The organism is Salinicoccus kekensis, assembly GCF_900220995.1.
GTDB lineage: Bacteria > Bacillota > Bacilli > Staphylococcales > Salinicoccaceae > Lacicoccus > Lacicoccus kekensis.
Genome location: NZ_OBQF01000001.1, coordinates 519,010 through 530,839 on the forward strand (window position 1 = coordinate 519,010; position 11,830 = coordinate 530,839).

Here is an 11,830-nt window from a genome sequence, read left to right on the forward strand (position 1 = left end):
AAAACAGTAAATTTAAAGGTTGGATGTATTATGAATCTTTTTCAAATCGAAAATCCAAAGTTCCTCAAAAACCTGGACACACAAGAATTGGAATCACTCTCCCAGGATATCAGGGAATTTTTAATAGAATCATGTGCGATTACAGGTGGACACATCGGTGCCAATCTCGGGGTGGTTGAATTGTCCATCGCGATGCACAAACATTTCAATTCCCCTGAAGACAAATTCATTTTTGATGTGGGCCACCAGGCATATATCCATAAAATATTGACCGGCAGGATCAGCCAGTTCGATACTTTGAGGCAGTACAAAGGGTTATGCGGTTTTCCAAAAACTCGTGAATCAGAACATGATGTCTGGGAAGCCGGGCATTCCAGCACTTCCTTGTCCGCAGCGATGGGCATCGCTAAAGCAAGGGATATCAAGGCTGAAGATTATCATGTCGTCCCTGTCATCGGAGATGGTGCCCTTACCGGCGGGATGGCGCTTGAAGCGCTCAATCACATCGGATCCGATAAGACGGATATGACGATCATCCTGAACGATAACGAAATGAGCATCGCGCCGAATGTCGGCGCACTTCACAACATGCTCGGCCGGATCCGTACAAACAGCAACTACAACAGGTTCAAACATGATGTCGAAGATGCAATACAGAAAATGCCGCAGGTCGGCTCAAGGCTGCGAGATGTGGCAGACCGTGTCAAAGACAGCCTGAAATATCTGGTTGTGGAAGGCATCTTCTTCGAAGAGCTCGGAATCAAGTATATCGGTCCGGTGGATGGGCATGACTTTGAAGATCTCGAGCGTGCGATCGAGTCTGCAAAAGACTATAAGGGTCCTGTAATCGTCCATGTCATCACTAAAAAGGGCAAGGGCTACCATCCTGCAGAAGACGATAAGCTCGGCACATGGCATGGCCTCGGTCCATATAAGATAGAAACAGGGGAAGTGCTCGGAAAAAAGCAGACCGTCTCCTGGAGCGAGTTCATGTCGAATTCTGTGCTTGAAAAAGCGCATGAGGACGAGAGCATCGTGGCGATTACACCAGCCATGCCGGTCGGCAGCAAGCTGACCAGGTTCCAAAGAGAGCTGCCGGACCGCTTCTTTGATGTGGGCATTGCAGAACAGCATGCAGTGACGATGTCCGCAGGACTGGCTTCAAACGGCATGCGGCCTTATCTTGCGATATACTCGACATTTCTCCAAAGAGGTTATGATCAGCTGCTGCATGATGTGGACCGTCAGAATCTGAATGTTTTCATCGGTATAGACCGGAGCGGTCTCGTGGGAGCGGACGGGGAAACTCACCAGGGTGTTTTTGATATCAGCTTCATCACTCCGTTGCCGAATATGACATTGATGATGCCGCGGGATGAATTTGAGGCTGCAAAAATGATCGACCTTGCTTTTGAACATGAAGGGCCGGTCGCACTCAGGTATCCGAGAGGCAACGTCCCGGGTGTGGACATGAATCAGTCGAGGCCTTCATTCGATATCGGTGAATGGGAACTGCTGAAAGAGGGCAATGATCTCCAGATCATCTCTTTCGGACCGACAGTTGCTCTTGCAGAGGAAGCCGCCGGCACACTGAGCCGCGAAGAGACTGAGGCGGGTGTGGTGAATGCGAGGTTCATCAAACCGCTCGATGAGAAATATCTGCATGCACTGGGTGCGTCTGACGCCCCGGTCGTCGTTGTCGAAGAGTCGATGCTTGAAGGCGGGCTCGGCAGCATGATCGCGACATTTTTCAGCGACCATCAATACACTAACAAGGTGAAACGTATCGGCATAGATAATGAATATATCGAGCATGGCGATGTAAACCTTTTATTGGAAGATATCGGGATAACTGCTGCGAACATTCATCATGAAGCTTTAAAATTGGTTGGTAAAAAACATGAAAAAAGTCCGTATTGACGCTTACCTGGAAGAAAACTACAATATCGGGACGCTTGAGGAAGTCAGGCGTTTCATAATGGCCGGTAAAGTGTTGAACAACAATCAGCCGGTATATAAACCTTCCGAAATGATTGTCCCTGAGAAAGCGGATATCAGGTTCAAAAATTTAAAGTCATTCGTTTCGAGGGGTGGCTTGAAACTGAAACATGCCATAGAAGAATTCGGGATCGATCTCCGGGACAGGATCATGATCGACATCGGCAGTTCAACAGGCGGATTTACGGATTGTGCCCTGCAGAACGGTGCCAGGCTTGTATATGCGGTGGATGTCGGAACCAATCAGCTCGACTATAAACTCAGAATCCACCCGCAGGTCGTCGTTAAAGAACAGACGAATTTTAAGATCACCGGGGCAGAAGATTTTTCTCCTGTGCCGGACATCATGAGCATTGATGTTTCATTCACCTCGATTGTTCCCATACTGAGACATATCAGGAAACTGTTCGACCATGAGTATGAAATCATTGCACTGATCAAACCCCAGTTTGAAAGTTTTCTTGAAGAGCGGGAATCTGACGGTATCATCACTTCTGCGGAAACCCACAAAAATGTGATCAGCAGGGTGGCCGCAGAATGCAGGACACTGGATTTACAGCCGGTGGCCGTCACCAAATCGAAGGTCAAGGGAGCCAAGGGCAATCAGGAATATCTGCTCCATGCAGTGCATAATATGAATGGCAGAAAGAGTCTCACTGAAGAAGACATTCACTTTGTAATATAAGTGAATGTTTTTTTAGTGTATTTCCTCCTCATGTTATGATATTATATGTATAAATATACAGGCTCATAATATGGAGGATAATAATGTCAAACAAGTCGATCAGACAGATTAAAATCAGAGAAATCATCACAAACAATAAAATCGAAACTCAGGAAGATCTGGTGGCCATGCTGAACGAATATAACTTCAACGTGACCCAGGCAACCGTTTCAAGGGATATCAAAGAACTTCAGCTGGTCAAGGTCCCTACACCGACTGGAGCTTATGTGTACAGCCTTCCAAAAGACCGGAAATTCCATCCTCTGGAAAAATTGGGGCGTTACCTGATGGACAGCTTCGTCAAGCTTGATTACACAGAGAATCTGCTGGTGCTGAAGACCCTTCCGGGCAATGCCCAGTCCATCGGGGCGATTATCGATCAGCTTGAATGGGAAGAAGTGGTTGGAACGATCTGTGGAGATGATACATGTCTATTGATCTGCCGGGATATAGATTCACAAGAGGCGATCAGGGACCGTATTTTCAATCTGATTTAAAAATTGGAGTGTTGTAGGTGCTCTTACGTTTAAATATTAAAAACTTTGCTATTCTGGAACATGTAGAACTCGACTTCCATAATGGACTGACTGTCATTTCAGGAGAATCCGGCGCCGGTAAAAGTATGATCATAGAATCAATCAATTATCTGTACGGTAAAAGAGCTTCGCAGGATGACATCAGATACGATACTGAAGGCTCCCTTATCGAGGGTGTCTTTGATTTTCCGGATACGCCGAGGATGCACGACCTTCTGGAGGAGTACAATATACCTGAAGATGAGTTGTATATCGTGCGGCGCGAGATCATGCAGAACAAGAAAAGCATCATCAAACTGAATAACAGCATGATCACCCTCACCCAGCTCAGAACAATCATGGAGGAGGTCGTCAGCATATTTGCACAGTCTTCCCAGCTTGATGCCTTGGATAAAAGGAAACACATACTGTATTTGGATAAATTTCTTGATATCCACAATGAGGATATTTTTCAGGAATATAAAAAAGATTACGATGATTATCTGGCGACGATCAAAAAGATTGAAGAACTGGAGTACAGGGACCGTAACCGGAGGGACTCCCTCGAGTTGTATCAGCATCAGTTCCAGGAGATTTCCGCCCTGGAATTGAAAGAGGGCGAGGAAGAACAGCTTGAGGAGGAACTGGAATACTTGATGAATTTCGAAAAGGTCTTCGATTCATTGAGTGCAATCAAGTCATTGCTTGCTTCCGAAAAAAGTCCGCAGGCCACACTATATGATTTGAATCAGCAGGTCGAATCGCTGTCCCAGTATGATACGGAATTCAAGGATTACAGCCCGACTATAATGGACAGCTATTTCATCATCCAGGAACTGGAGTCGCACGTCACATCCAGCATGTCTTCAATGGACTATGATGAGGGACGGTTGAACGATATCCAGGCAAGGCTGAACAGCATCAATTACCTGAAAAGGAAATATAACAAGACATATGATGAGCTTCTGTCTTTTCTTGATGAGCTTGATAATGATATTCAGGAACTTGAAAATATCTCCCACTCTTTTGAGAAGCTGAATTCCGAAAAAGAAGCCCTCCTTGCCAACATGGAGAAAAATGCGGAGGCGCTCCATATATTCAGGAATGAACGTAAGCACTTTCTTGAAAGCCGGATCCTGAAAGAATTGATGGATCTTGAAATGTCACAGGTGGATTTTGAAATCAGGACGAGGCAGGATAAATTCCACGCGAGAGGGTATAGCGATGTACAGTTCATGATATCCACAAACAAGGGTGAACCTTTGAAGGAAATGAACAAGGTGGCCTCGGGCGGGGAAATGTCCCGGGTGATGCTCGCGATCAAATCCATCTTCGCAGAATACGACCAGCAATCCATACTTATCCTTGATGAGATTGACACGGGAGTGAGCGGTGGTGTAGCGACCAGGATGGCTGAAAAGATGAAGATCTTATCCAGATCGAGACAGATACTGGTGATTTCCCATCTGCCCCAGGCTGCGGCCATTTCCGACTATCATTTATATATTTATAAAGACAGTGACGGGGAGCGGACAATCACCAACACCCGCTATTTGACCGGTGATGATCATGTATATGAAATCGCCCGTATGCTGAGCGGCCAGGATGTGACTGAAGCTGCTCTTCTGAACGCCCGTTCACTCATAAAAAACACAACTGTTGATTAATCTTCATCAACAGTTGTGTTTTCTTTTTTCTGGAAGCGCTCAGCCGCCCGCTTATTCTTTTTTTCACGATGTAGAATGTAGCCGCCGATAAACCAGATGCCGGCCACCGAGATGGCGAGTCCGACGCCAAATTGTACTGCTGTCATGGTGAACGGCTCATTCAGGACGCCGAATACGCTGTCCCTCATCCATTTTACACCGACGCCGGCAAGTATTGCCGGTATGACAAGAATTAATAATGCTATTATTTTCTGCATATCCCTCACCCAATCCTGCTATCCTGCTCATTATACAATGCCTGATTAAATAGTACAATTCAACAAAAATTCTTAATATTCCACGTTTCTTAATTCCTATGTAATTTTTTATACATATATGTATAATTAAAGGCAAGAGGGGGGACATTCATGGAATTTGATGAAATTTTCAATCAGCCGAACCATAAAATGATTGCGCTTTCAATTTCCCGTGCTGCAGATGAAACCATACTGGAGCCGGTTTTGAAGCTGGTGGATACATACAACATTTCCGTCCATCTTATAGATGACGAGACACGTCTTACCGGACTTTTAGGGACGATGGATGAAAGATATCTGGACCACCCGGATATTTACATCCACGGCGCACAATCAGATGTGGAGGCGGCGGATAAAGCTGCAGCACTCGTTGCAGATGGAACATGCGATATACTGATGAAGGGGGCAGTATCCACATCCGTCATCCTGAAGGCAGTTTTGAACAATGCCCACGGTTTGGTTTATAATGGATTTTTGAGCCACGTTGCATTATTCGATCTGCCGAATTATCATAAAGGTATCATATTGACGGATGCCGCAATGAATATTGCACCAGGCATAAAAGAGAAGATTAGCATCATAGATAATGCCGTGGATTTTGCCCACAGCCTGGATATACAGAGGCCAAAGGTCGCATTGTTGTCTGCTGTAGAAAAAATCAATCCGAAAATAGCTTCCACGGTCGAATCAAAAGATGTTATTCAAAGTATTTATAACGGAAATATGAGAGAATTTATAGTGGACGGACCACTCCAGTATGACCTTGCAGTCTCAAAGGAGGCCGCCGCTGCCAAGAACATTGATTCTGAGGTGGCGGGTGATGCGGACATACTTGTCGCACCTCAGATTGAGGCGGGGAATATACTGTACAAATCACTGGTTTACTCGGCGGGAGCCAGAGTGGCTGCAATGATCGTCGGTGCAAAAGTCCCGATCGTTCTAACTTCAAGGGCGGACAGTGCAGAAGATAAATACAATTCCATATGTCTTGCCATGAAATCCTTATCTTAATCTATAATAATTCAGGGAGTGTAGTAAATGATATTTGAAAAGATGGAACATAATGATTATGAACAACTTGTCTTCTGTTATGATGGGGCCAGCGGATTAAAGGCCATCATCTGCATCCACGACACCACCCTCGGACCGGCACTGGGCGGGGCCAGGATGTGGGATTATGAATCGGAGGAAGAAGCGATCACCGATGTACTGCGGCTGGCCAAAGGCATGACTTATAAAAATGCCGCTGCCGGTTTGAATCTTGGCGGCGGTAAGACGGTCATCATCGGAGATGCCAAGAAGGACAAGTCAGAAGCTTTCTTCAGGGCTCTTGGTCGTTATGTCAACAGTCTCGGAGGCCGATATATCACAGCGGAAGATGTGAATACTACGGTTGAGGATATGGATTATATTTATCAGGAGACACCGTATGTCTGCGGCATCAGTGAATCATACGGCTCCGGCGGGGACCCGAGTCCGAAGACGGCTCTTGGGGTGTTCATGGCCATGAAGCGGACTGCGAAGGAAGCTTTCGGTGATGATTCACTGGAAGGTAAGACGATTGCGGTGCAGGGCGTGGGGGCTGTAGCCTATAAAATGTGTGAATACCTCCATGAGGAAGGCGCCAAATTGATCGTCACCGACATCAATCAGGAAGCCATCGACAGAGCCGTCAATGATTTCGGGGCCCGCCAAGTCGGACTCGATGAAATCTACGGCGTTGAAGCCGATATATTTGCACCATGTGCGCTCGGCGGCATCTTGAATGACGAGACGATCCCCCAGATGAAAGTTAAAGCAATCTGCGGAAGTGCGAACAATCAATTGGCGGAGGATGAAAAACACAGCAGCTTGCTGGCTGAAAAAAATATCGTCTACGCTCCGGACTATGTCGTCAACAGCGGAGGCGTGGTCAACGTGGCGGATGAACTCGAAGGCTATAATGAGGAGAGAGCAGTCCAGAAAGTGAAAGGCATCTACGATCAGATGGACAAGATCTTCAGTATCGCAAAAGAGCAGGACATCTCCACCGCAGAGGCCGCCGACCGGCTGGCTGAAACGCGCATTGAACAGATGATGCGTGTCAGAAGCACATTTTCATTAAATGAAAAAAATCAATTCAATAAAGGGATTTAATCCAATCATGACAGTTAAAATACTCGTTTTGAATTTGGGCAGCACTTCCACCAAAGTCGCCTATTTTGAAGATCTTCAGGAAATACATGCCGAAACTTTAAGGCTTGCCACCACAGAGGTGAGCCGGCCCCTGATCAATCAGGGGCCCGCCAGATTGAAATCCATATATGCTTTCCTGGATAAGTATGGAATCGACGTTGTAAATCTGGATGCCATCAGTGCAAGGGGCGGTCTGCTGAAGCCCGTCGACGGAGGCACCTACAAAGTGAATGAACGTATGCTCGAGGACCTTAAATCTTCAGGGAGCGGTGAGCATGCTTCCAATCTGAGTGCCATACTCGCCCATGAAATCGCAAGTGAATACGGCATCCAGGCGACAATCACGGACCCGATCGTCGTCGATGAGCTGATGGATGAAGTGAGAGTCACGGGGATCAAAGGACTTGAACGCATCTCTATTTTCCATGCCCTCAACCAGAAAGCTGTAGCGCGGGATTATGCCGCACGCCTCAACAGACGCTATGAGGATGTAAATCTCATCGTGGTCCATATGGGCGGCGGCATCACTGTCGGCGCTCATCAGAAGGGCAGGGTCATCGACGTGAACGACGGGTTGTACGGCGATGGGCCGATGAGCCCGACCAGGAGCGGTGCACTGCCGAACAGAGCATTGGCCAAGTATATTTTTGATAACGGACTGACGCTCGAAGAGGTCGAAAAATCAATCAGCAAAGAGGGCGGCTTCATTTCTTTGAGAGGAACTGGAGACGCCCTGAAAGTGGAAGAGGAAGCCCTATCGGGAGATCAGCATGCCCTTGAAGTTTACAAGGCACTGAGCGTTCAGATCGCCAAGGAAGTCGGGTCGCGTGCAGCAGTGCTGAAAGGTGATATAGACGGGATTTTATTCACCGGCGGTCTTGCCTACAGTGATTTTCTCATTGATCTGATAAGGCCGTATATAGAATTCCTCGGCGGGATACATGTATACCCCGGAGAGAAGGAAATGCTCGCACTTGCACAAGGTGCATACCGGGTGGCATCGGGTGAAGAAGTGCTGAAGGAATATGAATAAGGGGGACTAGTAATGGCAAACCAGTATGATCTGGTCATTTTGGGCGGCGGCACTGCAGGCTATGTTGCCGCCATCAAAGCATCCCAGTCGGGACTTAAAACTGCAATCGTCGAAAAATCAAAACTCGGTGGGACATGCCTGCATAAGGGCTGCATCCCTACGAAATCATTCCTCAAGTCGGCCGAAACGGCCAGTTTGATGAGGAATGCCGCTGACTTCGGCATCGACGGGGTCGAACCGACGTTTGATATGAAAAATATCACGGCGAGGAAAGACGAGGTCGTAGACCAGATGTATAACGGCATCCGGCACCTTATGAAAAAGAATAAAATCGATGTATTCGAAGGCCATGGAAGGATTCTCGGACCTTCACTGTTTTCCCCGATGGCCGGCACAGTTGCGGTGGACAATCCTCACGACGATGAAGGTGAAAGTGAAATACTCGTGAACCAGAATGTCCTGATATGTACAGGTTCCTACCCCCGTGAACTGCCGTTCCTCCCGTTTGACGGGAAATTGATATTATCGAGTGATGATATGATGGAGCTGGACGAGGTGCCTGCAAGCATTGCAATCATCGGCGGGGGAGTCATCGGACTGGAGTTTGCAAGCCTTCTGAATGATTTGGGCTCAAAGGTGACTGTATATGAAGCGGGTGAGCGAATCCTTCCCGGTGAGGATCAGGATCTCGGCAGCGCCTTGAAAAAATCCCTCACTGAAAAGGGTGTCGATTTCGAGACGGCCGTCACTCTGGATGAAAATAATGTGATTTTAAATAGTGATAATGTAAAATTTAAATCAGAGTCAGATAAATCGTTTGATAAAGTGCTTGTGGCGATCGGCAGGACACCGAATATTTCAGATATCGGGCTATCCAACACAAAGATAGAATTGGAAGATGGCTACATCAAGACAAATGACTATTATCAGACGAAAGATGATAATATATATGCTGTCGGAGACTGCATAGGCAACTTACAGCTTGCCCATGTCGCTTCCAAAGAGGCACTCAATGCCGTCATCCATATGACTGATGAGGAACCATATAAGCTTGACTATAACCAGGTGCCGAGATGCATCTATACTTCACCTGAAGCAGCTGCCCTCGGAATGACAGAAAGCCGCCTGAGGGAAGAGGGCCTCCCATTCGAGGCACACAAGATTCCACTTAACGCCATAGGCAAGGCTGTCATCGAAGGCAATAAGAACGGCTTCGGAAAAATACTTACTGAACCGGAAACAGGGGATATACTCGGTGTAAGCATGGTCGGGCCGAATGTGACCGAGTTGATCAACGAAGCAGCCCTGGCCAAATTTTTGGATGCTTCTGCCCTGGAGCTCGGTTCAAGTGTCCATGCACATCCATCAATATCTGAAATTCTGATGGAACTCGGCCTGGATGCCGAGGGAATGGCTATACATGTTTAAGGAGGCAAACTATGAGAAATCATGAAGAAGTCGGTTTGACTGATGATGATGTAAAAGAAATGTACCGCACAATGCTGTTGTCGAGGAAGCTCGATGAGAGGATGTGGTTGTTGAACAGGGCGGGTAAACTCCCGTTCGTCATATCCTGTCAGGGCCAGGAAGCGACACAGGTCGGCGCGGGTTTTGCGCTGAACAGGGAGGAAGATATCCTCAGCCCTTATTACAGGGACCTGGCACTGGTGACACATTTCGGGATGACCCCTCTTGAGACGATGCTTTCAGCTTTTGCCAAAGAAGGGGATATACAAAGCGGAGGACGCCAGATGCCGGGGCATTTCAGTAAAAAAACCAATAATATCCTGTCCCAGGGCTCTGCAGTCACCACCCAGGTGCTGCATGCCGTCGGGGCTGCGTATAAATTTAAACTTGATGGTGAAAAAAGGGTTGCACTGACCACTCTTGGAGAAGGTTCCACGAGCCAGGGAGATTTTCATGAAGGGCTGAATTTCGCAGGTGTACATAAACTCCCTGTGATCTGCCTGATCGAGAACAATAAATATGCCATCAGTGTACCGACACATCTTCAGTATGCAGTCGAAAAGCTTTCAGACCGTGCACACGGCTATGGAATGCAAGGTGATCATGTCGACGGCAATGATCCTTTTGCTGTATATGAAGTGGTCAAGGCGGCAAGGGAAAGGGCAGTGAATGGTGAAGGTCCAACATTGATAGAAGCGATGTCGACCAGGCTGACGGCCCATTCTTCCGATGATGATGACTCTTACCGCACGCTGGAAGAGCGTGAGAAAAATAAAGAAGAAGACTGCCTCGTCCTGATGAAAGATTATATGGTTGAAAAAAACATCGCTGATGATTCCTGGTTTTTAGATGTGGAAGAAGAATTCAAAGTGATCGTCAAGGATGCCACGAAAGATGCCGAAAACGCACCATATCCAAAAGCGGAAGATGCGCTGAAGAATGTGTATGAGGAGGCAAACAATGGCTAAAATATCTTATCTCCAGGCAATATCCAATGCACTGGATCATGAAATGGGTAAGGACGAGGATGTCTTCATCCTCGGCGAAGATGTAGGCAAAAAAGGCGGCGTATTCAAAGTGACTGCCGGCCTGCAGGAAAAATACGGGGAACTCCGCTGCATGGATACCCCCCTTGCCGAATCAAACATAGTCGGTACGGCGATCGGTGCTGCAATGATGGGCAAAAGGCCGGTTGCAGAAATCCAATTCGCCGATTATATACTGCCGGCCACAAACCAGATATTGAGTGAAGCTGCAAAAATCAGATACCGTTCCAACGGGGACTGGAATTGCCCGATCGTCATCCGTGCACCTTTCGGCGGCGGCATACACGGCGCCCTGTACCATTCGCAATCCGTGGAAGCTTTATTTTCTTCCACGCCGGGATTGAAAGTGGTCATCCCTTCCACACCGAGTGACGCCAAAGGGCTGTTGATATCGGCGATCAGGGACAACGATCCGGTTTTATTTTTCGAGCATAAAAAAGCCTACCGCCTCCTGAAGGAGGAAGTTCCGGAAGGGGACTACACGGTGCCGATCGGCAAGGCGGACGTCAAACGGAAGGGGGAGGACATCACCGTCATCACTTACGGCCTTTGTGTGAATTACTCACTGCAGGCCGCAGAAAGACTTTCCAAAGACGGTCACGACATTGAGATTCTGGATTTGAGGACCGTCTATCCTCTGGATAAGGAAAGCATCATCGAATCGGCCAGTAAAACAGGCAAGGTGCTCCTCGTGACAGAAGATAATCTGGAAGGCAGTGTCATGAGTGAAGTATCGGCGATCATCGCAGAAAACTGCCTCTATGACCTCGATGCACCGATCATGCGGCTTGCTGGTCCGGACGTGCCGGCAATGCCGTATTCTCCGCTGATGGAGGATTATTTCATGGTCAATCCGGACAAAATAGAAAAGAAGATGCTTGAACTGTTGGAGCACTGATGGAGGGGATA

At 47.5% G+C, this 11,830-nt stretch carries 11 protein-coding genes; 10 read left to right on the forward strand and 1 reads right to left on the reverse strand.

Features of this window, described 5'->3' with window-relative positions; genetic code table 11:
• Nucleotides 1-30: 30 nt before the first annotated feature.
• The 4 genes from dxs (at nt 31) to recN (ending at nt 4,904) form a co-directional block, all read left to right on the forward strand.
• Nucleotides 31-1,920, forward strand: coding sequence for a 1-deoxy-D-xylulose-5-phosphate synthase (gene dxs / locus CRN96_RS02580; protein WP_097038846.1), 1,890 nt, complete (start codon nt 31-33; stop codon nt 1,918-1,920).
• A complete protein-coding gene (locus CRN96_RS02585) occupies nt 1,901-2,683 on the forward strand; it encodes a TlyA family RNA methyltransferase (protein ID WP_097038848.1) in 783 nt (260 codons plus the stop codon). Before dxs ends, CRN96_RS02585 begins: the two co-directional genes overlap by 20 nt.
• A gap of 83 nt (nt 2,684-2,766) precedes the next feature.
• Nucleotides 2,767-3,219, forward strand: a complete 453-nt coding sequence (ahrC, locus tag CRN96_RS02590) for a transcriptional regulator AhrC/ArgR (RefSeq protein ID WP_097038850.1) — start codon at nt 2,767-2,769, stop codon at nt 3,217-3,219.
• 17 nt (nt 3,220-3,236) lie between these two features.
• Nucleotides 3,237-4,904, forward strand: a complete 1,668-nt coding sequence (gene recN, locus CRN96_RS02595; protein ID WP_097038852.1) for a DNA repair protein RecN — start codon at nt 3,237-3,239, stop codon at nt 4,902-4,904.
• Here the strand turns inward: recN and CRN96_RS02600 are convergent.
• The gene (locus CRN96_RS02600) at nt 4,901-5,161 is read right to left on the reverse strand and encodes a DUF2627 domain-containing protein (RefSeq protein WP_097038854.1); all 261 of its coding nucleotides are present in this window, start codon (nt 5,159-5,161) and stop codon (nt 4,901-4,903) included. The genes recN and CRN96_RS02600 overlap by 4 nt on opposite strands.
• Nucleotides 5,162-5,311: 150 nt before the next feature.
• Here CRN96_RS02600 and CRN96_RS02605 point away from each other — a divergent pair, with 150 nt between their 5' ends.
• The 6 genes from CRN96_RS02605 to CRN96_RS02630 are packed head-to-tail and all read left to right on the forward strand — an operon-like array spanning nt 5,312 to nt 11,819.
• Complete coding sequence (locus tag CRN96_RS02605; RefSeq protein ID WP_097038856.1) at nt 5,312-6,211, forward strand: phosphate acyltransferase; 900 nt, start codon at nt 5,312-5,314, stop codon at nt 6,209-6,211.
• A 27-nt stretch (nt 6,212-6,238) separates the two neighbouring features.
• Nucleotides 6,239-7,336 (forward strand): Leu/Phe/Val dehydrogenase, encoded by a 1,098-nt coding sequence (locus CRN96_RS02610; protein ID WP_097038858.1) that lies wholly within the window; start codon nt 6,239-6,241, stop codon nt 7,334-7,336.
• A 7-nt stretch (nt 7,337-7,343) separates the two neighbouring features.
• Nucleotides 7,344-8,408 (forward strand): butyrate kinase, encoded by a 1,065-nt coding sequence (gene buk / locus CRN96_RS02615; RefSeq protein WP_097038860.1) that lies wholly within the window; start codon nt 7,344-7,346, stop codon nt 8,406-8,408.
• A gap of 12 nt (nt 8,409-8,420) precedes the next feature.
• Entirely contained in the window at nt 8,421-9,836 is a 1,416-nt protein-coding gene (lpdA, locus tag CRN96_RS02620) for a dihydrolipoyl dehydrogenase (protein WP_097038862.1), read from the forward strand.
• Nucleotides 9,837-9,847: 11 nt separating this feature from the next.
• Entirely contained in the window at nt 9,848-10,843 is a 996-nt protein-coding gene (locus tag CRN96_RS02625) for a thiamine pyrophosphate-dependent dehydrogenase E1 component subunit alpha (RefSeq protein WP_097038864.1), read from the forward strand.
• Nucleotides 10,836-11,819 (forward strand): alpha-ketoacid dehydrogenase subunit beta, encoded by a 984-nt coding sequence (locus tag CRN96_RS02630; protein WP_097038867.1) that lies wholly within the window; start codon nt 10,836-10,838, stop codon nt 11,817-11,819. Before CRN96_RS02625 ends, CRN96_RS02630 begins: the two co-directional genes overlap by 8 nt.
• Nucleotides 11,820-11,830: the final 11 nt, after the last annotated feature.

Coding starts and splice junctions, on each gene's coding strand:
- dxs (WP_097038846.1), top strand. CDS start 31: ATGAATCTTTTTCAAATCGAAAATCCAAAGTTCCTCAAAAACCTGGAC.
- CRN96_RS02585 (WP_097038848.1), top strand. CDS start 1,901: ATGAAAAAAGTCCGTATTGACGCTTACCTGGAAGAAAACTACAATATC.
- ahrC (WP_097038850.1), top strand. CDS start 2,767: ATGTCAAACAAGTCGATCAGACAGATTAAAATCAGAGAAATCATCACA.
- CRN96_RS02600 (WP_097038854.1), bottom strand. CDS start 5,161: ATGCAGAAAATAATAGCATTATTAATTCTTGTCATACCGGCAATACTT.
- CRN96_RS02605 (WP_097038856.1), top strand. CDS start 5,312: ATGGAATTTGATGAAATTTTCAATCAGCCGAACCATAAAATGATTGCG.
- CRN96_RS02610 (WP_097038858.1), top strand. CDS start 6,239: ATGATATTTGAAAAGATGGAACATAATGATTATGAACAACTTGTCTTC.
- buk (WP_097038860.1), top strand. CDS start 7,344: ATGACAGTTAAAATACTCGTTTTGAATTTGGGCAGCACTTCCACCAAA.
- lpdA (WP_097038862.1), top strand. CDS start 8,421: ATGGCAAACCAGTATGATCTGGTCATTTTGGGCGGCGGCACTGCAGGC.
- CRN96_RS02625 (WP_097038864.1), top strand. CDS start 9,848: ATGAGAAATCATGAAGAAGTCGGTTTGACTGATGATGATGTAAAAGAA.
- CRN96_RS02630 (WP_097038867.1), top strand. CDS start 10,836: ATGGCTAAAATATCTTATCTCCAGGCAATATCCAATGCACTGGATCAT.